The sequence below is a fragment of the Pyruvatibacter sp. HU-CL02332 genome (assembly GCF_040362765.1).
Classification (GTDB): Bacteria; Pseudomonadota; Alphaproteobacteria; order CGMCC-115125; family CGMCC-115125; genus Pyruvatibacter.
Genome location: NZ_BAABWK010000001.1, coordinates 1619724 through 1643237, shown reverse-complemented (window position 1 = coordinate 1643237; position 23514 = coordinate 1619724). Strand labels below are relative to the sequence as shown.

At 60.8% G+C, this 23514-nt stretch carries 18 protein-coding genes; 3 read left to right on the top strand and 15 right to left on the bottom strand.

The annotated features are described in order from the left end of the window. Positions 1-177 precede the first annotated feature (177 nt). The 12 genes from olsA to mutS form a co-directional block, all read right to left on the bottom strand. A complete protein-coding gene (olsA, locus tag ABXH05_RS07775; RefSeq protein ID WP_353560517.1) occupies positions 178-981 on the bottom strand; it encodes a lyso-ornithine lipid O-acyltransferase in 804 nt (267 codons plus the stop codon). A gap of 33 nt (positions 982-1014) precedes the next feature. After that, positions 1015-1440 carry a Fur family transcriptional regulator gene (locus ABXH05_RS07770; protein ID WP_353560516.1) on the bottom strand — a complete coding sequence of 142 codons (426 nt, stop codon included), beginning with the start codon at positions 1438-1440 and terminating at the stop codon, positions 1015-1017. Positions 1441-1510: 70 nt separating this feature from the next. Continuing rightward, positions 1511-2029 (bottom strand): ribosomal protein S18-alanine N-acetyltransferase, encoded by a 519-nt coding sequence (gene rimI, locus ABXH05_RS07765; RefSeq protein WP_353560515.1) that lies wholly within the window; start codon positions 2027-2029, stop codon positions 1511-1513. Further along, positions 2004-2741: a tRNA (adenosine(37)-N6)-threonylcarbamoyltransferase complex dimerization subunit type 1 TsaB gene (tsaB, locus tag ABXH05_RS07760; protein ID WP_353560514.1), complete on the bottom strand. Its 738-nt coding sequence runs from the start codon at positions 2739-2741 to the stop codon at positions 2004-2006. The genes rimI and tsaB overlap by 26 nt, the downstream gene beginning before the upstream one ends. A gap of 14 nt (positions 2742-2755) precedes the next feature. Beyond that, the gene (locus ABXH05_RS07755; protein WP_353560513.1) at positions 2756-3349 is read right to left on the bottom strand and encodes a malonic semialdehyde reductase; all 594 of its coding nucleotides are present in this window, start codon (positions 3347-3349) and stop codon (positions 2756-2758) included. 135 nt (positions 3350-3484) lie between these two features. Then, a complete protein-coding gene (locus ABXH05_RS07750; RefSeq protein ID WP_348136592.1) occupies positions 3485-4042 on the bottom strand; it encodes a NifU family protein in 558 nt (185 codons plus the stop codon). A 142-nt stretch (positions 4043-4184) separates the two neighbouring features. Continuing rightward, complete coding sequence (locus ABXH05_RS07745; protein ID WP_348136591.1) at positions 4185-4718, bottom strand: universal stress protein; 534 nt, start codon at positions 4716-4718, stop codon at positions 4185-4187. Between the two features lie 52 nt (positions 4719-4770). After that, complete coding sequence (locus tag ABXH05_RS07740; RefSeq protein WP_353560512.1) at positions 4771-5811, bottom strand: DUF2333 family protein; 1041 nt, start codon at positions 5809-5811, stop codon at positions 4771-4773. Positions 5812-5917: 106 nt separating this feature from the next. Further along, entirely contained in the window at positions 5918-6952 is a 1035-nt protein-coding gene (trpS, locus tag ABXH05_RS07735) for a tryptophan--tRNA ligase (RefSeq protein WP_348136589.1), read from the bottom strand. A gap of 82 nt (positions 6953-7034) precedes the next feature. Further along, positions 7035-8594 (bottom strand): murein biosynthesis integral membrane protein MurJ, encoded by a 1560-nt coding sequence (murJ, locus tag ABXH05_RS07730; protein WP_353560511.1) that lies wholly within the window; start codon positions 8592-8594, stop codon positions 7035-7037. Between the two features lie 41 nt (positions 8595-8635). After that, positions 8636-11590: a [protein-PII] uridylyltransferase gene (locus tag ABXH05_RS07725; protein ID WP_353560510.1), complete on the bottom strand. Its 2955-nt coding sequence runs from the start codon at positions 11588-11590 to the stop codon at positions 8636-8638. Between the two features lie 153 nt (positions 11591-11743). Beyond that, a complete protein-coding gene (gene mutS / locus ABXH05_RS07720; RefSeq protein ID WP_353560509.1) occupies positions 11744-14551 on the bottom strand; it encodes a DNA mismatch repair protein MutS in 2808 nt (935 codons plus the stop codon). A 260-nt stretch (positions 14552-14811) separates the two neighbouring features. On the opposite strand from mutS, the gene ABXH05_RS07715 reads away from it, so the two are divergent. The 3 genes from ABXH05_RS07715 to ABXH05_RS07705 all read left to right on the top strand — a co-directional run bounded on the left by ABXH05_RS07715 (position 14812) and on the right by ABXH05_RS07705 (position 19021). Beyond that, the gene (locus ABXH05_RS07715; protein ID WP_348136585.1) at positions 14812-17085 is read left to right on the top strand and encodes an NADP-dependent malic enzyme; all 2274 of its coding nucleotides are present in this window, start codon (positions 14812-14814) and stop codon (positions 17083-17085) included. A 182-nt stretch (positions 17086-17267) separates the two neighbouring features. Then, a complete protein-coding gene (locus ABXH05_RS07710; protein ID WP_353560508.1) occupies positions 17268-18044 on the top strand; it encodes a DUF4386 family protein in 777 nt (258 codons plus the stop codon). Between the two features lie 50 nt (positions 18045-18094). Next, the gene (locus ABXH05_RS07705; RefSeq protein WP_353560507.1) at positions 18095-19021 is read left to right on the top strand and encodes a helix-turn-helix transcriptional regulator; all 927 of its coding nucleotides are present in this window, start codon (positions 18095-18097) and stop codon (positions 19019-19021) included. A gap of 49 nt (positions 19022-19070) precedes the next feature. Here ABXH05_RS07705 and ABXH05_RS07700 read toward each other — a convergent pair whose 3' ends face one another. The 3 genes from ABXH05_RS07700 to ABXH05_RS07690 form a co-directional block, all read right to left on the bottom strand. Further along, positions 19071-19562: an SRPBCC family protein gene (locus ABXH05_RS07700; protein WP_353560506.1), complete on the bottom strand. Its 492-nt coding sequence runs from the start codon at positions 19560-19562 to the stop codon at positions 19071-19073. A gap of 131 nt (positions 19563-19693) precedes the next feature. Further along, entirely contained in the window at positions 19694-20878 is a 1185-nt protein-coding gene (olsB, locus tag ABXH05_RS07695) for a l-ornithine N(alpha)-acyltransferase (protein WP_353560505.1), read from the bottom strand. A gap of 340 nt (positions 20879-21218) precedes the next feature. Beyond that, positions 21219-23402 carry a PAS domain-containing hybrid sensor histidine kinase/response regulator gene (locus ABXH05_RS07690; protein ID WP_353560504.1) on the bottom strand — a complete coding sequence of 728 codons (2184 nt, stop codon included), beginning with the start codon at positions 23400-23402 and terminating at the stop codon, positions 21219-21221. Positions 23403-23514 lie beyond the last annotated feature (112 nt).

Sequence of the window (23514 nt, the reverse complement as noted above, 5' to 3'; positions counted from 1 at the left end):
ATGCGCCGGTTTGGTCACTGGCTCAACTCACACCGTTAATGGGCAGATATGCGTGCCCTGGCAGCAACTGACCAAAACCCGCCACCAGCATGATCACGGGGACATGGCAGTGCGATGACAGGCAGGAGATTTGTGAAAAAAGCCCAAAGTCAGGCGTGGGGTCAGGCGGCGGGGGGGTCAGGCGGCGTCGCGGCCGGAAATGGCACGGGCCACACCGTTGGCCACTTTGTCCTCGCAATAGACCGCCAGGGCCTTGCGAGTGCCGGCCTGGGTGATGGAGACGGGCTCATGGAACTCCATCACCACGTCAAACGGTCCGAGCTGGAAGACTTCCCAAAGATGGGGCACCAGCTCCATGTCGCCATACCAGGCAAAGAAGGGCCTAAAATGCCGCCCCATGGGCAGGCCATGCAGGCGCGTATAGGCGACCGACACCGGCTGTACCATCACCATGTCGTCTAGTGCCCCGTCGTCCCCCACCACGCTCATCTGAGCGACGGACATCAACGCGCTCTTGAAGGGCAAAACCCAGTTGCCGTTGTTGGACGTGCCTTCAGGAAAAAGGATCAGCGTGTCGCCTTCAACGATCCGCCCGTGGATCTGGTTGCGATGTTCACGAGTCTTTGTGCGGCGCTCGCGCTCGACAAACACCGTGCGCTGGAGTTTGGCCATCTGGCCGAAGAACGGCCAGGTCGCCACTTCGCTCTTGGCAATGAACGACACGGGAAAGACCGTGCTCATGATCGGGATATCAAGATAGGAGGTGTGATTGGCGCAGATCAGCACCGGCTTGTCTGTCACCGGCGTGCCTTTGACAGTGACTTTGATGCCGATGAGTTTGCACAGGGTGCGGTGATAGTAGAGCGGCAGCGCGTAGGAGCCGGGCAGCTTGAACCGCATCAGCACCCATTGAACGGGCATGATTGCCAGGGTCATTCCCACAAAGCCTGCTACCCGCAGGATGGCGCGCCAGGTGCCCATTCGTATCGCCTTTCCCGCCCTTTATGCCGACCGTCAGCCGGTTGCGGTGTTCTTCTTTTCCAGAGGCACGCCGTAGAGCTCAAGACGGTGATCCACCAGCTTGAAGCCAAGTTCACGGGCGACAATTTCCTGCAGGCGTTCAATTTCGTCATTGTTGAATTCAATGACATCGCCCGTCTGCACATTGATGAGATGGTCGTGGTGGTCATCCGTCGCCGGTTCGTAGCGCGAGCGCCCGTCGCGGAAGTCATGGCGTTCGAGGATGCCTGCTTCCTCAAACAGCCGAACGGTCCGGTACACGGTTGCTATCGAGATGTTGGAATCCACCTCCGACGCCCGCCGGTACAGCTCCTCCACATCCGGATGATCGTCGGCTGCTGACAGAACACGCGCGATAACGCGGCGCTGCTCAGTCATGCGCATGCCTTTTTCGATGCAGAGAGTTTCTAGCCTGTCCATATTCGTCTTCCGGTCTTAAACGGCCTAACTACGTTGGTTGATAGCAATCTAGTCTTTTGGGCGCGCCACGTCATCCTTTTGCGGATGCATCGCTTTCCTGAGCTGTCCAGCGCAGGATCAAGGCATCCACTGCGGGTCCCGACGGGCGGGCATAATAGGCTTTGCGTTCACCGGCAATATCAAAACCCATGCTCTGATAAAGGGCTTTTGCGGGCTCATTGTCGGTCGCAACCTCGAGAAACACCGTATCGCACTCAACCGCAAGGGCCGCTGTCAGCCCCGCCATGACCAAAGCGCGGGCCATGCCCCGGCGATGGAAAGCGGGATCTACAGCAATGGTCAGAACTTCGGCTTCATTGGCCGCCACCCGCATCAACACGAAGCCTGCCGGGGTGCTGTCACGCTCGGCCATCAGCGAAAACACATTGGGTGTTTCAACCAGATGCAGCAGCGACGGCGCACTCCAGGCAGATTTTTCGTCAAAGGCCGATGCATGGATATGCGCCATGGCAGGCACATCCTGTGCTTCGCCGGGGCGCACCTGTGGTGACCAGCTTGCGCCATCAGGCATGGGGAAGCGCTCCGCCATTTTCTGGTTCCTTGGCGTCCGGTGGCCTGAGATAGAGCGGTGACGGCGGGCCTACGCGATCATCCGGCGCGACGAGCGCCAGCCGCGCAATCCACTCTGCCTGGGGTGCCCACAGGCTTTCGTCCACCACGGCAACATCGCTACTGCGCTCAAGGGCCGCCAGCGCTTCCGCCAGTTTGGGTGCGCCGGACCCGGACAAATTCACCAGACCTTCCGGCACTGCTTCGGCGGCGGTCTTAAGATCAACAACTGAAGGCGCCACCACGAGTGTGCCCAGCGGGTCCACGATCTGCAGATAGACTTCGTCGTTGCGCGCATCAAACGCGATGACGCCTGCCCGCAAGGGCTGGTCGGCTTCAGGCTCCGGTAAAGTCACGGCCACCGCTTCCAGGGTCGAGACGCCAACAATGGGAATGTCGTGCGAGAGACCAAAGCTACGCGCCGCAGACAAGCCAACGCGCAGCCCCGCAAATGTGCCCGGCCCGACGGTGACGCCAATGCGCGTCAGGTCTTCAAGACCAAGTTCAGCCGCCTCCAGCACCGCCCCGATCATCGGGATCAGCGCTTCGGCATGGCCGCGCTTCATCTCTTCATGGGCCTTGGCCACGATGTGGCCCGTGCGTGACACGATGGCCACCTGACAGGCATCCATGGCGGTATCAAATCCAAGAACGAAAACGTCGTTCGGTGGTGAGCTGGGAGGTGTGGTCACTAAGTGTTCCGTATTCAGACGATCTGGCAGGCGTCGCCGAAGGCAAGACGCGGCGAGCGCGGATCAAGCTTGGCGTCGTTGCCATAGCCGATATTGCACAGGAAATTGGATTTAACCGTCGTGCCGCCAAAGAATGCTTCGTTGACGCCGTCCTGGTCGAAGCCGGACATGGGCCCGCAATCAAGGCCCAGCGCGCGGGCCGCGATCATGAAATACGCACCCTGCAGTGAGCCGTTGCGAAAGGCTGTCTGCTCGGCAAATTCCGGCGACCAGTTGAACCAGCTCTTAGCGTCCGGGTTATGGGGAAACAGTTCGGGAATTTTTTCGTAGAACTCAACGTCATGACCGATGATGGCGCAGACTGGCGCGGCCATGGTCTTTTCCTGATTGCCTTCCATCAGCAACGGCTTGAGCTTGGCTTTCGCTTCATCCGACTGCACGAACACAATACGGGCAGGTGAGCAATTGGCCGAGGTTGGCCCCATGCGCATCATGGCATAGAGCTCGGCAATCGTTTCTTCGCTCACCGGCTTGTCGAGCCAGAAATTGTGTGTGCGCGCGTCCATGAAAATCTGGTCGATCGCAGCGGTGTTGATTTTGGCAGCCATGGTGTGTCCTCCAGCTCGGCTCAGGCGTCTGTTGCGTAACCTAGCGATAAAATGCCGTCCGCATAGGCCTTGTCGCAAAGAAGTCTGAGACGGCCAGGCCACTCAGGAACTTACCGATTGGTGTGGCAGGCGGGCCTAAACGGCGCGCACTTCCTGAACTTCGGGCACAAAGTGCTTGAGCAGGTTTTCAACACCGTTCTTGAGGGTAGCGGTCGAGGCCGGGCAGCCGGCACAGGCGCCGATCATGTTGAGATAGACGACGCCTTCTTCAAAGCCATGGAAAACGATGTCGCCGCCGTCCTGTGCCACTGCCGGGCGAACGCGGGTGTCGAGGATGTCCTTGATCTGGACCACCAGCGGATCATCGTCGTCTGCCGGGGCGGCATGACCGGTCGCGTTCTCAGCGCCTTCCGCCATCAGCGGTGCACCGGAGGTGAAGTGATCCATGATCGCGCCGAGCACAGACGGGCGAATGTGGTTCCATTCCACAGCGTCCGCCTTGGTGACGGTCACAAAATCACTGCCGAAGAAGACGCCTTCAATATCGCCCAGTCCAAACAGCCGGTCCGCCAGGGGGGATGCTTTGGCGCCCTCTGCGTCAGTGAAATCAGCTGTGCCGGATGGCATGACGTCCTGCCCGGGCAGGAACTTCATGGTGGCGGGATTAGGGGTCGACTCGGTCTGGATAAACATACGCGGACACTCCACTTGGCCGCCTCGACCTGAAAAATCTCAGGAAATGGCGGCAAATACCTGACTAATGGCGTTGGTTATCCCTTAGATGGCCCAAAAGGGGCGCATCTTCAACCATGAGCAAAACATGGATTTAGGGATGCTAGGCGAGGAGGTCGATCTGGTCGTCGGACAAATCGCCGGGGACGATGGTGACCGGGATGCCAAATCCGCCTGCTGCGTCGCTTGCGATAGAGGAGACCAGCGGGCCGGGGCCTTCCTTGCTGGTGCCAGCGCCCAGCACCATGACCGCAATGTCAGGGTCTTCGGATATCAGCTGGGCCATTTGTTCACGCAGCTTGCCCTCGCGGACGATCAACTCCGCCTGCACGCCGCAATGGTCATAGGCCTGGGCGGCCAGCTTATGCAGCACATGCTCGGCTTCCGCACGGGCTTCTTCGCGCATGATGTTTTCAACGCCGAGCCAGTGCTGGAAATCCGCCGGGCTGAGCACAGCCAGCAGGGTGACAGCACCGCCAGTGTGGGCTGCGCGCAGGGCGGCAAAGTGCAACGCCTTGGTTGCTTCCTCGGAGCCGTCGGCAATGACCAGAAACTTGCGTTTACGGGCAGGCGGCGCCTTGGGCGCCGGGTTATCCGGCATAGGCTCGGACCACTCGGTTTTTGACTTTGCGTTCATGCCCCAAGGCTGCCCGAGGATGGCCGTCCTCCGCAAGCGGCAAGATTAATGACTATTTCAAGAGAATATTGGTGATTTCACGCAGCTGGGTCCGGGCGCGCAGGAGATAAAAGCCCTGCGCTGACAGGTGACTGGGCACAAATTGCGAATCCGGAGCCCCGTCGATGATGACCCAGGGGTTGAGGTCTACAGTCTGCTCCATGGACAGCGTCAGCTCATCCCATGCATCCCCCAACTCACGCTCAACGATGAGCGCATCAAAGTCCCGGCGCAGCTCGCGCAGGATCAGGGCGTAGCCATAGACCTGCCCCTTGGTGAAATAGAAGACATCGTCTGCCTGCGAATCCAGCGCAAAGCCGGAGCGCTCCAGCACGTGACGGTCGAGCACGGCAGATGTGGACCCGATGTCCAGCGCAATGCGGTCAAGCGTGGCCAGCAGATTGTCAGCGCGCTTCTGGAAGGTGGCATCGCCTGCCGCCAGACGGGAATTGTAGGTGCGCAGCTTGCGCATGGCCTGGCGGTATTGCGCCTCGGACGTGGCCGTGGGTGCAAGGGAGACGGTCGGGTCCCACACCCATACGTCACCGGGATATTGCAGGAGGCCAGCTGCAGACTGCAGGTCTGAGTCCGCCTCGCTGGAGCCACGGGTACGGCCCAGCTGGTCCGTCAGTTCAAAGGAGAAGCGGGCCAGGGCTGCCACCACACCCTTCTGGAAGTTGGGCATGTTGTCGAGAATGGAAGCGGGCAGGAAGAACGGGTTGTTGGCGACCCAGTTGTTTTGATTGACCTCCCGGTCGATCAGGTCAGCGGTGATGGCCACCGCTCGGCTCTGGCCGGGCAGCACTTCGGTCTGAATTTCAAAATTGAGATTGTCGTCGACCTTGTGGGTCCACCAGGCCCCCAGCGGGTAATAGACGATGAGCAGGATCGCCAGGGCGATGGCAATACGGCGCAGCCACACGCCTTCAATATTGGGCACCCAGGACCGGCCCGATTTGCCCGCCGGTGTCCCCACCGTGCTGCCGGTATCGCGATACGCCCATTTGTTGCGCAGGGATTGCGCGCTGTCGCGCGCCTTGTCGAGCATGCCCATTTAGGTGGCTAGGCCTCTTTGGTTGGTGTCAGGGACCTTGTATCGGGTCCACTTCTACATAAGAACGCCGGTATTTGGATCAAGTGAGTGAGACCTGCTGCCCCGTTCAGGAGGCGACAAAGCCCACAATTGCCTTGGTTTCCTTCATGATCGGCTCTGCAATTTCCGCCGCCCGCTCGGAGCCTGCCTTGAGAACACTCTCAAGATAGGCCGGATCCGCCTTCAAGCGCCGCAGCTCGTCAGAGACAGGAGCCAGAGCCGTCACGGCCAGTTCTGTCAGGTCCTTCTTGAACTCGGAGAACTGCGCGCCGGCGAACCGGTCCACCACCGCCAGCTTTGGCTCCTGCGCCAATGCTGCGTAAATGCCCACCAGATTGTCCGCCTCCGGACGACCCTCAAAGCCTTCTGCCTCGCCGGGAAGCGGTTCGGGGTCCGTCTTTGCCTTGCGGATCTTTTGGGCAATCGTGTCCGCGTCATCATCCATGTTGATGCGGCTGTTGTCGGACGGGTCCGACTTGGACATTTTCTTGGTGCCGTCGCGCAGGCTCATCACACGCATGGCCGGGCCTTCGATCAGCGGCTCGGGTTGCGGGAAGAATTCTTCCGCATTCGTCTGTGTACGGATGGCATCCGCGTAGTCATGGTTGAACTTCTGCGCGATGTCGCGGGCAAGTTCCAGGTGCTGCTTCTGGTCATCGCCGACGGGCACATGGGTTGCCCGGTACACCAGAATGTCTGCCGCCATGAGGCTTGGATACACGTAAAGGCCGGCAGACGCGTTTTCGCGGTTCTTGCCTGCCTTTTCCTTGAACTGGGTCATGCGGTTCAACCAGCCGATGCGCGTCACGCAGTTGAACACCCATGCCATTTCAGCGTGGGCGGGCACCTGGCTCTGGTTGAAGATGATGTTCTTGGCCGGGTCGAGGCCTGAGGCCAGATAGGCCGCCGTCACGCCCAGGGTGTTGGCGTGCAGTTCCTTGGGGTCCTGCCACATGGTGATGGCGTGCATGTCCACCACGCAATACAGGCATTCATACTTGTCCTGATAATCAGAAAAGCGGCTGAGCGCGCCGAGATAGTTGCCAAGGGTGAGTGTGCCTGTGGGCTGCACACCGGAAAACACGCGTTCTGGGAAAGACATTTTATGACCTTGCTGCTTCAACCCCGGATGTGGACACCGGGCCCCATATTTCAGGGGAGGCGCGTCTTATGGCGCGCGAAGCCTAGCGCCGCAAGGCCTGCTTGAGGTCGGAGAGCCGTGCCGCCCCGGTGATCTGACACAGCAGCGCATAAACCAGCCCGCCGCCTGCCACGAGACCGCCGAGCGCCAGAATGCCCAGCGCCTCGGCCGTCCAGCCGCCGGGCATCATGGCGGCAGCCGTTGGCCCGGCATAGGTGGCCGTGGCCCAGAGCAGTCCCCCCATGGCAGCGCTGGCGATCAGGATCATCGGCAGGCGCTTTTTCAGGCGTTCATCGGCCGCGTAGTGACCATTGGCGGCAAGCCGGGACCACAGCAGCCCGGCATTAACCCAGGCGGCCATGGAGGTGGCGATGGCAATGCCGACAAAACCAATCTGGTAGAACAGGATCAACGAGCCCGCGATGTTGACGGCGATGCCGGCTGCCGCAAAGCGCATGGGCGTCACGGTGTTCTCCCGCGCAAAGAAGCCAGGCGAAAACACCTTGATGAGCACGAAGGCAGGCAGGCCCACGGCGAAGGCGGCCAGCGCCATCTGCGTCTTGAGGGTGTCGGCGGCGTCAAACGCACCGCGCTCGAACAAGGTCTCGATGATGGGACCGGGAATGGCGATCAGCGCTGCCGCAGCTGGCAGCGTCAGCAGCATGGAAAACTCCATGGCACGGTTCTGGGACCACATGGCCCCGCCCTCATCGTCCGCCCGCAGCCGCCGCGCCAGATCCGGCAGCAGCACAATGCCAATGGCGATGCCGATGACACCCAGCGGCAGCTGATAGACCCGGTCCGCGTAATAGAGCCACGAGACGGCCCCGTCCTGAAGCGAGGCGATGATCGTCCCGATCAGCAGATTGATCTGTGCAATGCCGCCAGCGATGACACCGGGAATGCCCAGCACAATGAGGCGCTTTACGCCGGGCGTCATTTTCGGCATCCGCAGGCGCGGCATGAAGCCTGCGCGATGGGCGGCCCACATGAGCATGGCCAGCTGCGCGACACCCGCTGCCGACACGCCCCAGACGAGCGCGAGACCGGCATTCTCGAAATAGGGCGCTGCAAACAGCAGCGTTGAAATGAGGATGATGTTGAGCAGCACCGGCGCAAAGGCGGCGGCGGCAAACTTGCCAAGAGAGTTCAGCACACCGGAGAGAAGCGCTACCAGCGACATGAACAGCAGATAGGGAAAGGCGATCTGGGTGAACACCACCGCCATGTCGAACTTGTCAGGCGTGTCGGAAAAGCCCGGCGCAATCCCGTACATCAGCCAGGGCATGGCGAGCTGGGCGATGGCGGTAAAGACAATCAGCACCGTCAGCAGGACGGCAAAAGCTTCTTCGGCAAACTGCCGCGCCGACTTTTCCCCCTCGCCTTCCAGCCGCTTGGCGAAAAGCGGCACAAAGGCCGAGTTGAACGCCCCTTCCGCAAACAGGCGCCGAAACAGATTGGGAAACTTGAACGCCACAAAAAACGCGTCCGCCACCGGCCCGGTGCCCAGCACCGCCGCGATCAATATATCGCGCACAAAGCCAAGCACCCGGCTCATCATGGTCATGCCACCAACCGTGGCGAAGGATTTGAGCAGGTTCATGGGCTAAGGCTTGCGGGTGTTTGTGGGCGAAGGCAAGGCCGTTATTCAGCCGCACCCTTGAGTCGTTTGGTCCGTGCCGCGCGGGCCTTCTTGCCCGTTTCGCGGGCGGCTTCGCGGCGTTCGGTGCGTTTTTGGACGCGGTCCTTGACGTCTTTGGGTTGCGGGCTGAGGCGGGAGTTGATGGCTGAGATGAGGCCGGTGGTCACCGCTTCCTTCTTGCCGTCCTGGACAACTTTGCCGCCGGTCACGTCCTTCACGTAGAACACATCAACGATGCGCTCGCCATAGGTGGCGATGTGGGCGGAGGTGATGGTGAGGTTCAGGTGGAACAGGGCGCGGGTCAGGTCATAGAGGATGCCCGGACGGTCCAGGGCATTCACTTCAATCAGCGTGAAACGCTCCGACGCCGTGTTGTCGATGATGACCTGCGGCTCAATTTCAAAGGCCTGCTGACGGCGGGTGCGCTTGCGCTCGCGGGCGATCGTGTCCTTGGGCACCGTCTGACCGCGCAGGTTTTTCTCGATCAGCTCCTTGAGGCGCGCCACCCGGCGTTCCTCGTCCACCACCTTGGAATTGTCGGACTGGACCCAGAAGGTATCGAGCGCCATGCCGTCCGTCGTGGTGAAAATCTTGGCGTCAACGATGTTGGCACCGGTCATGTCTACAGCGCCCGCAATGCGCGAGAACAGACCTGCATGGTCCGGCGTCAGCACGGTGATCTCTGTGGCTTCATTGTCCGGTAGCGGCGTCACGCCGATTTCAAGCACGCTTTCAGGGCCGCCTGATTCATCTGCACCGGCCATCAGCCGCGCATGGCGTTCCTGGGTGTCCGGGTCCACCACCAGCCAGTAACTGGGTGTCTGGCGTGCAATGAGCGCTTCGACCTGCTGTGCACCAAGATCGGCCATCCGTATACGGAAGGCATCCTTGGCAGCATCGACGCGGCTGGTGCGGCTCAAAGCCTTGTTCTTGCCGGACAGGAGCGGCAGGGTTTCATCATAGAGCTGCTCGATCAGCTGCGCCTTCCAGCCGTTCCACACACCGGGGCCCACGGCCTTGATGTCCGCTGTGGTGAGGATGGTCAGCAGCTTCAGGCGTTCGGGGCTTTGCACTTTGTCGGCAAAGTCCTTCACCGTGCGCGGGTCGGAGATGTCACGGGTCTGGGCGACGTCGGACATTATCAGGTGTTCGAGGACCAGCCATTCAACAGTGTCTGTCTCCGCCGGCGTCAAACCCAGGCGGGGGCCGAGCTTGCGGGCGATCTTGGCACCGGCAATGGAGTGGTCCTCCGGGCGACCCTTGGCAATGTCGTGCAGGAACATGGCGAGATAGATCACCTTGCGCGACTGTACTTTCTGCATCAGGTCATTGGCCAGCCTGTGCTGGTCGGCATCGACGCCCTTTTCAATGCCGGAGAGAATGTGGATCGCGTAGATCAGATGCTCGTCGGCCGTGTAGTGGTGATACATGTTGAACTGCATCAGCGCGACGATGCGGCCAAAGTCGAGCACGAAGCGGCCCAGCACGCCTGCTTCGTTCATGCGGCGCAGGGCAATGTCCGGCGTGTGTTCCGAGACCAGAATTTCGCAGAACAGCCGGTTGGCTTCCTCGTCCTTGCGCAGGCTTGCATCCACCAGCTTGAGCGACCGGCGCACAAGGCGCAGCGCATCAGGGTGAATATGCGTGCCGTTCATTTCTGCCGTATGAAACAGGCGAATGATGTTGACGGGGTCGCTGGAGAACAGATCCTCCGTATCCGCATTAATGCGCGCGCCATCAAGCACAAAGCCCGGCGGCAGGGGTGCTGCCCCGCGGCGGACCTTGGCGCCAAAGCCGACGGCCTGCATCAACGGCTCTAGCCGGTTGCGCAGACGGTTGGCGGCGTTGGAGGCGGGTGCCGCCTTGCGCTGCTGGTCTTCCAGGGTGGCGCAGAAGATGCGGGTGAGATCACCTACGTCCTTGGCGACAAGGAAGTAGTGCTTCATGAAGCGTTCCACATCCTTCATGCCGCCATGGCTGGTGTAGCCTAGCCGTCGCGCCATCTCGATCTGGATGTCGAAGCTCAGACGGTCTTCAGGACGGCCGGTGACGAAGTGCAGATGGCATCGTACGGCCCATAAAAACTCGTCCGCCTTCATGAAGGTGCGCATTTCGCTCTGGCGGAATACACCCTTCTTCACGAGGTCACGTGGGTCCTGCACGCCGTAGAGATATTTGCCGATCCAGAACAGCGTCTGCAGGTCGCGCAGACCGCCCTTGCTCTCCTTGATGTTGGGTTCCACCAGATAGCGGGACTGGCCGGCGCGGGCGTGGCGTTCGTCGCGCTCTTCAAGCTTGAGGCGCACAAACTCGCGGCCCGTGCCGGGCACAAGCTGGTTCCAGAACGCGTCCATCAGATCGTCAAACAGAGGCTCATGGCCCCACAGATAACGGGCTTCAAGAATGGTCGTGCGGATGGTGATGTCTTCGCGCGACAGGCGAATGCACTCGTTCACGGAGCGCGTCGCGTGGCCGACTTTGAGGCCCAGATCCCACAGCATGTAGAGCATGTATTCGACCACGCTCTCGCCCCAGGGCGTCTGCTTGTGCGGCAACACGAACAGCAGGTCGATATCTGACTGAGGCGCCAGCGTGCCGCGCCCGTAACCACCCACGGCCACGATGCAGATGTTCTCCGCCTCGGTGTGGTGTGCGGACGGGAATGCGTGCACCCGACAGTAGTCGTAGAGGGCCTGGATGATGACATCCTGCAGGTAGCACAGGCACTGGGCCGTCTTGATGCCCTTCATGCCGGCTTCCAACGCCTCGCGTATCACCGCACGGCCATCAGCCATAGTTGTTTTCAGCAGCTCCAGAACAGCGGCCCGCTGCTCCATGTCATTGCCCGCGTGCTCGCGGAATGAGGCGGTCAGGGCAACGCGCAATGCATCTCCATCGACGATCTTGTCGGGGGAGAGGGTTACGGCAGCGGATACTGATTTTTTGGCTGTACTCATATGATCACATATAGCGCTTTCGCCGGCAGAATGCGCGGGCTCTACCGAGAAATTGGCGCGTCAGGAGATATTTCGACGTTAAACCAATTTGTGAGGATTAACCATATAACGCTTTGATAAGGCGCTGCCTGGGGCGTTTCGTCCGGGTCAGGATTAATCGTCGCTCAGCTTGCGACGCAGGGCGTAAATCAGGTCCAGCGCATCACGCGGGGTCATTTCGTCAGGAGCTGCTTCGCTCAGGGTTTCGCGGATGGGGTCTGGTCCCGATGGCGCGTGACCGGCGGATTTGGGACGGGGGGCCGCCGCAAACAGCGGCAGATCGGCGGCAAGATCGCCCTTTGAAGACCCGCCTGTGTCCCCCTCTTCCAAAGCTTTGAGGACCTCTTCGGCCCGCGCCAAAGCCGCGTCCGGCAACCCGGCCAAACGGGCCACATGGATGCCGTAGGAGCGGTCTGCGGCGCCGGGTGCTACTTCGTGCAGAAACACGATGTCCTGACCGTGCTCGGCCACGCGCATGGTGGCGTTGGCCAGCCGGTCCAGCGTGGAGGTAAGCGCTGTCAGCTCATGATAGTGGGTGGCAAAGAGCGTGCGGGCGCGATTGACCTCGTGCAGATGTTCAAGCGTTGCCCAGGCAATGGAAAGTCCGTCATAGGTAGCGGTACCCCGGCCGATCTCATCCAGAATGACGAGCGATTTGTCGGTCGCGCGGTTGAGAATGGCGGCGGTTTCCACCATTTCGACCATGAATGTCGAGCGGCCCCTGGCCAGATCGTCCGACGCGCCGACGCGGGAAAACAGCCGGTCCACAACGCCAATATGGGCTCCAGCCGCGGGCACGAAGCTGCCTGCCTGGGCCATCACCGCAATAAGGGCGTTTTGGCGCAGGAATGTTGATTTACCGGCCATGTTGGGGCCCGTGAGCAGCCATACAGGCCGCGCGGGCTCTCCGGTTTTTTCATCGGTTGCGCCATCACCGGACAGATTGCAGTCATTGGGAATAAACGCCCCGCTGCCCTGGCGTTTGAGCGCGGCCTCAACCACCGGGTGCCGCCCCGCATCAATATGGAAGGCAAGTGACTCGTCGATTTTGGGGCAGGCCCAGTTATTGCCCTGCGCGGCATCGGCCAGGGCGGCCGCCACATCGAGTTCCGCCAGCGCAGATGCGATGTCCGGCAGATCTGGGATCGCTTTGATTTCTGCGGTGAGCTGATCAAACAGCTCTTTTTCGCGGCCCAGCGCACCGTCGCCAGCCCGCGAGACTTTTGCATCCAGCTCTGCCAGCTCAACCGTTGAAAATCGCATAGCACTGGCAAGGGTCTGACGATGGCGGAAGGTCTCCTGCAGCTCGCCTTCCATCATCCGGTCTGCCTGGGTGGCAGACACCTCGATGAAATAGCCCAGCACATTGTTGTGGCGCACTTTCAGGGTCTTGATGCCTGTTTCGTCGCGATAGCGCGCCTCAAGCCCGGCAATGACCTTGCGGCTGCCATCGCGCAGGGAAATCAGCTCATCGAGGTCTGCGTCATAGCCCGGCGCGATGAACCCTCCATCGCGGACCAGCAGCGGCGGCTCGTCCACCAGCGCCCGGCCCAGCAGAACGCCGAGTGCAGAAGCTGATCCTGTCCGCGTCGTCTCCAGACGCGTTGCCGCCGCGCTGACATCTTCAGGCAAGGGCGGAAAATCGGGTGCCCTGCCCGCCTGTGGGTCAAGCAGTGCGGCAACATCCGCACCGCCTTTGATGGCTGCAGCGACGGCCCCTAGATCACGCGGGCCGCCACGGCCCAATGCAAGCCGGGACAAGGCGCGCTCAAGATCAGGCACGCCGCGCAGGCAGTCGCGCATATCCGCGCGCAACCGGGTCTGCTCTGCAAACAGCATCACAGCCGCCAGTCGCTTGTTGATCGGGGCCGGGTCCGCAAGCGGAGCGGCAACCCGCTGCTTGAGGGCGCGCGCACCTGCGGCTGTCACCGTTGCATCCATGATGGCGAGCAGGCTGCCGTCACGGCCGCCGTCGGGGCCCCGGGTCAGCTCAAGGCTTTGGCGGGTGGCAGCATCAATCGCCATCAGCCCTTGTTCGCTGGTGGTTTTGGGGGGCGATAGCGCAGGCGCGGCGCCTGCCTGGGTCAGCGTCACATAATCCACCAGCGCGCCGGCGGCGGCGATTTCCGCCCGGCTGAAATCACCAAAGCCTTCAAGAGCTTTGACGCCAAACAGCGTCTCAAGGCGACGCCGGGCATTGTCACTGTCAAACGCCGAGGCCCGCAGAGGTGTCAGAGGGGTGCCCACACCCTGAATAGCGTCAGCGATCAGCTCATCCGCCAGCAGGCCATCATGCATCACAAGTTCGCTGGGGCTCAGGCGGGCCAAGGCTGCCGCCAGGGCCGTCGCCTCAACCGCTTCCACATGAAAGGAGCCGGTTGATACATCCGCGTAGGCCAGACCAAGCGTCTGGCTGCCATCCGCGCGCACCCGAGCAAGGGCTGCGAGGAGGTTCGTATCGCGGGCATCCAGCAGGGCGTCTTCGGTCAGGGTGCCCGGTGTGACAATTCGAACCACGGCGCGGGCCACAACGGATTTGGAGCCACGCTTCTTGGCCTCTGCGGGATCTTCCGTCTGCTCACAGACCGCGACCCGGAACCCCTTGCGGATCAGCCGGGAGAGATAGGCGTCCGCTGCATGCACCGGCACGCCGCACATGGGAATGTCCTCACCCAGATGCTTGCCGCGTTTGGTCAGCGCAATATCGAGTGCCGCTGACGCTTTGACCGCATCGTCAAAGAACAACTCATAGAAATCGCCCATCCGGTAGAACAGGACGCAGTCCTCATGGGCCTGCTTGATCTCCATATATTGCGCCATCATCGGCGTGGCCTGGGGCGCAGCAGCGCGGGCAGCCGCCGTCACCGGCTCAGATTTGAGCGGGGCGGCGGGCGCTGTTTCTTTGATTACGGGCGGGGTCATAGCCGGCGGAGACTATCAGGCGGCGGGCCTGACCGCGAGCCTCCGTCACACGCTGAGGGGTGCATATTTGACCCATTGTGAGGGGCGTAAAGCTTGTGGCCTAAGGCGGGCTTGCCTATAGCTTCACCCCTCGGCTACACCACCTGCCCCGGCACATGCGTGGATGGCGTCCATCCTTTGCTGCCCCTGCGTCAAACAACACTGATTTATGCGACCGCTGCCAGCATTGGCGCGGCCTCCAACACAAGGCTTCTTGACCCATGACCGAAGGCTCCGGCGGCCGCCGCCGCTACACAGACGAAGAAGCCCTGCTGTTTCACTCCGAAGGCCGTCCGGGCAAGCTGGAAATCACACCAACCAAGCCGATGGCCAGTCAGCGCGACCTGTCGCTGGCCTATTCGCCGGGCGTGGCCGCGCCCGTGCGCGCCATCGCTGACAATCCTGCGACTGCCTACGATTACACCGCCAAGGGCAACCTTGTTGCCGTGATCTCGAACGGCACGGCCATTCTGGGCCTGGGCAATCTGGGGGCGCTGGCGTCCAAACCGGTGATGGAAGGCAAGGCGGTTCTTTTCAAGCGGTTTGCGGATGTGGATTCAATCGACCTTGAAGTCGATACCGACGACGCGGACGCATTCATCAATGCGGTGCGCTATCTGGGACCATCCTTTGGCGGCATCAACCTTGAAGACATCAAGGCGCCTGAGTGCTTCATGGTGGAAGAGCGCCTGCGCGAACTCATGGACATTCCCGTGTTCCATGATGACCAGCACGGCACTGCCATCATTGCAGCTGCGGGTCTCATCAATGCCTGTCATCTGACAGGCCGCAAATTTGAAGACATGAAACTCGTGGTCAACGGCGCAGGCTCGGCGGGCATTGCCTGCCTTGAGCTCGTCAAAGCCATGGGCGTCAAAACTGAAAACGCGCTTTTGTGCGACACCAAGGGTGTGATCTATCAGGGCCGCCAGGAGGGCATGAACCAGTGGAAGTCAGCGCACGCTGCCCCCACCGACAAACGCACGCTTGAAGAAGCGATGGACGGCGCGGATGCGTTCTTTGGCGTGTCCGTCAAAGGCGCGCTGACACCGGACATGGTTGCCTCCATGGCCCCCAGCCCGATCATTTTTGCCATGGCCAATCCGGACCCGGAGATTACACCGGAAGAAGCTCATGAAGTGCGTGATGACGTCATCATGGCGACAGGCCGCTCGGACTACCCCAATCAGGTGAACAACGTTCTTGGGTTCCCCTACATCTTCCGCGGTGCACTGGATGTGCGGGCATCCACCATCAATGACGCCATGAAGATTGCAGCTGCTGAAGCGCTGGCCACCCTGGCGCGCGAAGACGTGCCGGACGAAGTGGCTGCGGCCTATCACGGCATGCGGCCTCGTTACGGCAAGGATTACATCATTCCCGTGCCGTTTGATCCGCGCCTCATCACGACGGTGCCGACAGCGGTTGCAAAAGCCGCGATGGAATCCGGTGTTGCCCAGCGTCCGATCATCGATATGGAAAGCTATATCCATGAGCTGACTGTGCGCCTTGACCCGACGGCGGCGTCGCTTGGCTTTATCGTCGAGCGTGTGCGCCGCGAACCAAAGCGCGTTGTCTTTGCGGAAGGCGAAGAAAGCAAGGTCGTGCGGGCAGCCATCGCGTTCCGCGACCAGGGACTGGGTACACCCATTCTACTGGGCCGCGAGGAAATCATCCGTGGACAGATGAAAGATGTCGGGCTTGAAGACGAGACGGGCATCGAGATCATCAACCAGCGCACGTCTGATGCGGCACCTGACTATGCGGACGCGCTTTATGACAAGCTGCAGCGGCGTGGCTACCTCGCGCGTGACTGTACGCGCATGGTGTTCAACGACCGCAACATCTTTGCAGCGTCCATGGTCTCTGCCGGCGATGCGGATGCCTTGATTACCGGTGTGACACGCTCCTACTCCGTTGCGCTTGGTGACGTACGTCGTGTCATTGACGATGCGCCAGGCAAGCGCGCCATGGGCATGTCCATGGTGGTTGCGCGCGGGCGCACGGTACTGGTGGCGGACACCAATGTGCATGACATGCCGACAGCTCAAGAACTCGCCGACATTGCCATCGAGAGTGCGGATGTTGCCCGCCGTCTTGGCTATGAGCCGCGCGTGGCCCTGCTGGCCTATTCCACATTCGGTCACCCGATGGGCGAGCGCTCCGAGCGTGTACGCGAAGCAGTGGAGATCCTGGATCAGAAGCAGCGTGACTTTGAGTATGACGGTGAAATGTCTGCGGACGTGGCGCTTAACCGCGACGCCATGAGCATGTATCCGTTCTGCCGGCTGACCGAACCTGCAAATGTGCTGGTGATGCCGGCCATCCACTCGGCATCGATTTCCACAAAAATGCTGTCGGAGCTGGGCGGCGCGTCGATCATCGGGCCACTGCTGGTGGGACTTGAAAAGTCCGTGCAGATTGCACCCATGGGGGCTGCGGTTTCAGATCTGGTGAACCTTGCAGCAATCGCCGCTTACGGCCTGGATACTTAATTAAAACGGCAATCTCCGTACGAGGCGGATGAGCACCCTCAAGTCCGGTCGATTGAAGGCCACCGGGGTGCGACTACGGGCAAAAAATGTCTGGTGCGAGACGCGACGGGTGGCGCGATCTTTCAATATCTGTGCGGCCTAAGCGGGCACCCTATCGGGACCATTGTTCTTAGGAGCACCCGATGCACAGCCCCTCTCGCCGTCTTGACCGCACCACCGCGCTCTTTCTCGGTCTTCATATCGTCATCATGTTTGCAGGGTTTTCCATCCTTGGACCTGCATTCGATTTTCCCGAGGTGTTGCGATACCCCGCAGCTGAACGCTTTGCTCTGTTCTCAGCCAATTCGGACGTGATCCGCCCGACCTATTGGGCACTCACCATGACCGGGCTGACACAAATCCTGCTTTCGGTGCTTCTGCATCAACTGCTTCAGCCGCATGCCCCAACCCGGGCTCTTCTCCTGCTTGTATTCGGCACTCTGGCCGGGCTCTGTCAGGCTTTGGGTTTTGGACGATGGGTCATTCTTATTCCGTGGCTGGTTTCTGAGGCAGCGGACCCGGACAAAGCCGCAATGGCCGCCATGTTGGAGGGGGCCTTCAACCACTATGCGGGCATGTTGGTGGGAGAGCACATTGCCAATTTATGCTGGGCGGTCTGGCTTGCGGCCACCAGCCTCATCCTCCGCAAAATGCCCGGTCTAAGCGCTGGATTCGGGTGGTGTGGTCTGGTGCTTTCTGCCTTGATGCTGCTGCTTGCCGGAGAGCAAATTGGCGTATCCGGAGACGTGCTTGATGTGCTGGTGGCATTTGGCTTCCCGCTGCTGGGAGCCTGGCATATTCTACTGGCAATCATGCTGTGGCGCCGAAACGATGCCGCCAGCTTTCCAGGGATGGGTGCGTACGTGGCCAGCATCGGCGTCCTGCTTTTTGCGGGCATGACGGTGCCGGCCATTCTATAACCACTTTGGGGAAACGACATTATTGAACAGGCCGGGGTCAGCATGGGCTGATGGCTAGTTTTACACATACGGGCCTTGTAAGCCTTTTGATCGGGGTTCTTGAACACCAGATGCCGGATCTTGTGGTTGATCTGGTGAGGCCAGATCCCTTTGACCGAGCGACTTTAGATGATGATCTGAAACGGCGGCTGATCCAGCGCGCTGTACATGAACAGGGGACCGGTCTGTTGCTGGACGTTGGGCAACACCTGGGCCTGGCGGATGAAACACCCACCCTGGCAATCCTGAGGCAACCTCAGCAGGCAGCAACACTGGCAGACAAGTGGATGCGGATGGAGCGCTACTACCACCATGCGCACCGCACACGGATTGTCTGTGAGGGGAGCGCTGCATGGAATTGTACGCGCGAGAGTGAGAGCGCCAAGGCGCCTACGACCGTCGGAGAAAACTGCCTTATCGCTGGTGTGCTTGTCGGCCTTGCGGGTTTGATCGGCCTGCAGGAAGTATGCTTGGAAGTGGATGGAAAGACCCACAAGCCCGAGACGCTTCGCCAGTTGAACCTGCCAAGCAACCAAGCTCTTTCGCATTTCCGAATCTGCTGGAGCAGCAGCAGGTATCGTGTGCAACCGCCTCAGGATGCGGCCATCACTGTTCCATTCAGTGACCGCCTGACTGATGTGCTGGCTGCTGACATTGGGCGCAGCTGGAAAGTCGCTGACGCCGCGCACTGCATGGCACTGTCGCCGCGTACCTTGCAACGGCGACTCTTGGCGGAGCACCGGACATTCTCGACCGTGCTCCGGCGGGCGCGTATTCGTGTGGCGACCCGTCACCTTACGCATACTGAAATAGGGTTAGCAGAAATCGGATACTGTTGTGGCTACGCGGACCAGGCTCACTTCCAGCGGGATTTCCTGCGCTCTGCGAATGTAACGCCCCAAGCGTTCCGGCATATGTCGCAGACAACTACCGGCTGACGCGCAATGACTGGCGAGTGGCGAGTGGCGAGTGGCTAGTGGCGAGTGGCTATTTTCCCTCAACCTCGCGACGCAAGGCTTCATTCATTCTCTCGTAGCCTTCGGTCAGAACCGGCACCGGCAAATCGGCAAAGCCAATGAACAGACCACTGAAAACCTCTGTATGTGACAGATGGGTATTGCCATCTTCACGCTGCTCAAGATCGAAGCGATGTTCCCCGGCAAAGATGCCGTTGATCCCACCACCCCAGGCCAAAGACTGACAGGGCTCTGCCTCGAGCAACCGGACGTGTGGGACATCCACCACCACGCCATCCGGGCGCGAAACACGCACCTCCAGACCTTCTCCGACAACGCCGCTGCCCGCGACACGTACGTGATAGGGATTCCAAAGCGCGTAGTTCCCAAAGTCCGCCAGCGTTGCATAGACCGTGCATGGCGGCGCATCGATATCAATGCTTGTATCGATTTCCTTCAGCGTGGTGCACGCAGTCAACAGGCAGGTAAATGATATGGAAGTGATGCATAAGCGGGGGGACATGGCAGCTCCAGACGGCTCGATCAGACACAGGGGGGTTACGCCCTCAGACTGCCTGTTGCTGCTCGTTGACTATTGAAGCATTACGCCAATTGTGGTCCGCAGGTAGGGAGTATCACCGGGGTTATGCCTGTCTAGAGACTGGCCGATTTGCTGGTCTGGCTGTCGTCGGCTGGCAGACCGTCGTTGCGCATGTCGCCCTTGCCGAACTTGTCGCGGTAGCGGTCGCTGATCTGGTTGGCTGGGAACACAATGAGCACGTCGGTTGTACCGAACTGCTCATCAACCACCGCGCCGTCGCCGATGGTGGCACCGGCCCGCAGATAACCCTTGATGAGGGGCGGCAGGGCACGCAGGCCTTTTCTGGCTTCCACGTCGTCCTTGGGCATGCGGTTCATATCGACAAACAGTTCGTCGCGTGCACGCACGGGCGGGGTGGTTTCCACATCGCCGCGGCAATAGTGGTGCATGAAGGACAGGGGCAGCGCCAGCTCGTCCGGGTTGGTGCCCTCAAGACTTGCGCAGCCAAACATGATGTCGAGTTCGTAGTGCACCAGATAGCTGATGATGGCATGCCACATCAGCTCAAGCGTCGGCCGCGAGCGGTGGTCGATGTGCACGCACGACCGGCCAAGTTCCAAGAAGCGGGTGTCGGGTCCCGCAGCGGTAACCCATGGCTCAATGTCGAATTCATTGGCGGTGTAAAACCCGCCATTTGCCTCGGCCACTTCCTGGCGCATCAGCCGATAGGTGCCGACGATGGCATCTTCGGGAACGCCACGGCCTGAGTAGTCCTCGGGGATGCGGGAGTGGTCGATCACCAGCAGGTGGTCTGCAAAGGCATCGAAGTGATCAAAGTCGCGGCGCTCTGCGGCCATGCGCGGGCTCGCCTGAGCGGACATCTCTTCATAGAAGACCTTGTAGCGCAGGCGCTGGGCAGCGCGGACTTCAGCTTCTGTTTCCGCGACGCGCACTTCCAGAGATTTACGGCGAGCCAGGGGACGCGGCGGCGGGCCATATTTGCCCGAGTAGCGCGCAGCGCGGTTGACGGGCTTGCCGGAGAGTTTGGCAAGAGCCGGATTCTGGGAAGGTCTCATGTGGCGGGGTTCAAAGCCCCAGAAGACACGACGTGTCTTGGGCGTACGCGCATGCTGGGACATACCAAGGTGATGGCCATAGCGGCTGCGGGCAACAAAGCCACGGGTCAACCGCAGCAAGCTGCGCGTGCGCATGCGTCGGCGGCGGGTATAGCGGGAGCGCAGGGCTTTGACGGCACCAAATCCTCGGCGCAGTCCGGCCACGGCAAGCTGCTTGAACAAACCCGGTACTCCCTGTTGCGCCCGGAGGTGATTATTCCCGCCCGGTGCTGCTCTCTGCTTGTCAGCAGAATTCGGGCCGTTGTCCAGCCCTATTAGCCTGTGCGCGCACACGGCAACGACACCAAAACATTCAATATCTGAAGCCGGTGATGGCATTGCCACGTCAATGTGACGCCACGGTGTCACTCTGACAGGCGCGATTGCCGGTCAAAATCGACCCCACAATTCTATCACCGTTGGCTCCGAGGGCCTAACAGATTGAATTTATTGTCAGTTTTCTTGGGATTTCCGCCGGCTACGGGTAAAGGGTTGCGGGCGTCAAAGAGGCGCAAAAGCGCTGTCAGCCGGCTTTTGGCAGGCTCTCGTCTGCGGTGACGTCCACCGCCTCGAGGTTGATCAGGATATCGCGAAGGGCTTCAGGCTCGACAGGTTTGGAGAGGTAGTCGTCCATTCCGGCATCCAGACACATCTGACGGTCTTCTGAATAGGCGTTTGCCGTAAGCGCCACTACATGCACGCCATGGCCATGATCGCGCAGGGCACGGGTCGCTTCGACGCCATCCATCTCCGGCATATGCATGTCCATGAGAACAATGTCGAACCGGGCCTGGGTGTTGAGGGCCTCAACTGCTTCCCGCCCATTGAGGACGCGGATGACTTCATGGCCGTCGCGTTCAAGAACACTCACCGTCAGCAATGCGTTGACGTCATTGTCTTCCGCCAACAGCACCCGGCGGCCGGTCGGCTCACCGCTGCCGGCAGAGCCATCGGGAACCAGTATGTCGGGGTCTTCATCGCCTGTGAGGTGTGACGCAGTGTGCTCGCCAGCGCCATCACTAAGGCTTGCGTCATCACGGATGACAGCAATCAGTGTCTGACGGCGCGCAGGCAACAGAACATATCCGTCTACCGAGAAGTCGGCCCGCGTCGTCACGGCCAAAGCCTGCGCCCGATCGCCCGCCAGAGAAGCGGCAAGGATGCGCAGGTTGGGATTGGCGCCGCGCAACGTCTCAACGCCGTCTTCGGTCAGGAGTGCCGCATCGGCGATCAGAACCTCGGTGTTGGCAATCTGGTCGCGGATCGGGAGCGTGTCCGCAACCATATTCGGCGTGCCGCCGTGCTGGCGGATGACTTCGGCAACAGCTTCCGCCTCGTGGCCTTCAATCGCCACAGTGCAAGTTATGTCTGCGAGGCTCGTGTCATCTCCGAGCGGTTCTGCGTCAGCAATCGGCATGGGAATGGACACCGAGAAAGTGGTGCCACGGCCAGGTGCGCTCTTCAAAGAGATCGTGCCGTTCATGGTGCTGACAAGGCGGCGCGAAATTGCCAGACCAAGCCCGGTGCCGCCGCGGCGCTGGGCAGCAGCCGCCCGCGCCTGCTGGAATTCTTCAAACACGATGCGCTGGTCTTCTTCACCCATACCGATGCCGGTATCGATGACCTGCGCTTCGAGAATGGCCGTCTGGCCATCCGATGACGGGGACTGTCCGCGCCGCAGCACGAGCGTGACGCCGCCCTTGTCGGTGAATTTGATGGCGTTGCCGACGAGATTTGCAAACACCTGATGCAGGCGGCCCTGATCGCCAATGACCTGCATGGGCAAGGTGGGGTCCAGAACCGTGGACAGGCTGATGCCGCGTTGCTGGGCGCGCGGCGCAAGAAGCTCCGCAAGGCCCTGCGCCATCTCCTCTAGGGAGAAGGGATGTTGCTCCAGCTCCAGATGGCCTGCTTCTACTTTTGAAAAATCAAGAATGTCGTCAATCAGGCGGAGCAAGGCACGGCCGGAGCGCCGCACGGCCTGCACATAGTTGGCCTGCTCCGGCGACAGGGTTGTTTCGCTTAGCAATGCCGAGATGCCGATGATGCCGTTCATCGGCGTGCGGATTTCGTGGCTGATGGTGGCAAGGAAGGCGGACTTGCCCTGATTGGCCTGTTCAGCTTCATCGCGGGCCCGGGCGAGGTCGCGTTCGGTGTTCTTGCGCTCGGTGATGTCACGGCCCGCGCACTGAATTTCGACCAGGCGGCCATTGTCGTCGCGGATCGGAAGCTCTTCCCAGCCAATCCACCGCCAGCCGCCTAGCGTCTTGATGCGCTGATCAGTTCGGATGCGGAACTTTTGTGCGCCACCGGCCCCCTGAGCAGCTTCAACCGTTGGCGCCTTGCCGAGGAGGCCTTCGCCGGTGCTGGCATCTACATGGGGGGTGAATGGACGGCCCAGGACCTGTTCGCGCGTCACGCCGAACGTATCGCAAAACACATCGTTGACGAATGTCAGCTGGCCTCTGGTATTGCGCCTGAAGATGATGTCTGCCTGACCAGCCAGAAGCCCGCGCAGCAGGTGCGCTTCGCTGCGCAGGGACACGAGTTCACGATACTCGCCTTCAAGGCCCGTTGCCTTGCGGATCAACGCTTTGGTTCTTTCCCCAAGCGAGCCCAGCCACGCGCGCGCCACAGTCCCACGCCGACCCGGCATGTGCTGGCGTGACGGTGTCTGGCCAGATTTGGAGGGAAGGCCAAAAGGCATAAATCGGCAGCTCCTGAAACCCGCCGCTAAAACGGCGTCCGGACGATCTGCCTAGAATTGTCATGGGCCCCTGAAGATCGCGTTAACTCGGAGCGAAATTCGTAGCAATTCT

Coding starts and splice junctions, on each gene's coding strand:
- trpS (WP_348136589.1), bottom strand. CDS start 6,952: ATGTCTTTCCCAGAACGCGTGTTTTCCGGTGTGCAGCCCACAGGCACA.
- ABXH05_RS07705 (WP_353560507.1), top strand. CDS start 18,095: ATGGCTAGTTTTACACATACGGGCCTTGTAAGCCTTTTGATCGGGGTT.
- rimI (WP_353560515.1), bottom strand. CDS start 2,029: ATGGCGGAGCGCTTCCCCATGCCTGATGGCGCAAGCTGGTCACCACAG.
- ABXH05_RS07725 (WP_353560510.1), bottom strand. CDS start 11,590: ATGAGTACAGCCAAAAAATCAGTATCCGCTGCCGTAACCCTCTCCCCC.
- ABXH05_RS07700 (WP_353560506.1), bottom strand. CDS start 19,562: ATGTCCCCCCGCTTATGCATCACTTCCATATCATTTACCTGCCTGTTG.
- ABXH05_RS07740 (WP_353560512.1), bottom strand. CDS start 5,811: ATGGGCATGCTCGACAAGGCGCGCGACAGCGCGCAATCCCTGCGCAAC.
- murJ (WP_353560511.1), bottom strand. CDS start 8,594: ATGAACCTGCTCAAATCCTTCGCCACGGTTGGTGGCATGACCATGATG.
- mutS (WP_353560509.1), bottom strand. CDS start 14,551: ATGACCCCGCCCGTAATCAAAGAAACAGCGCCCGCCGCCCCGCTCAAA.
- olsA (WP_353560517.1), bottom strand. CDS start 981: ATGGGCACCTGGCGCGCCATCCTGCGGGTAGCAGGCTTTGTGGGAATG.
- ABXH05_RS07770 (WP_353560516.1), bottom strand. CDS start 1,440: ATGGACAGGCTAGAAACTCTCTGCATCGAAAAAGGCATGCGCATGACT.
- ABXH05_RS07710 (WP_353560508.1), top strand. CDS start 17,268: ATGCACAGCCCCTCTCGCCGTCTTGACCGCACCACCGCGCTCTTTCTC.
- ABXH05_RS07690 (WP_353560504.1), bottom strand. CDS start 23,402: ATGCCTTTTGGCCTTCCCTCCAAATCTGGCCAGACACCGTCACGCCAG.
- ABXH05_RS07745 (WP_348136591.1), bottom strand. CDS start 4,718: ATGAACGCAAAGTCAAAAACCGAGTGGTCCGAGCCTATGCCGGATAAC.
- ABXH05_RS07755 (WP_353560513.1), bottom strand. CDS start 3,349: ATGGCTGCCAAAATCAACACCGCTGCGATCGACCAGATTTTCATGGAC.
- ABXH05_RS07715 (WP_348136585.1), top strand. CDS start 14,812: ATGACCGAAGGCTCCGGCGGCCGCCGCCGCTACACAGACGAAGAAGCC.
- ABXH05_RS07750 (WP_348136592.1), bottom strand. CDS start 4,042: ATGTTTATCCAGACCGAGTCGACCCCTAATCCCGCCACCATGAAGTTC.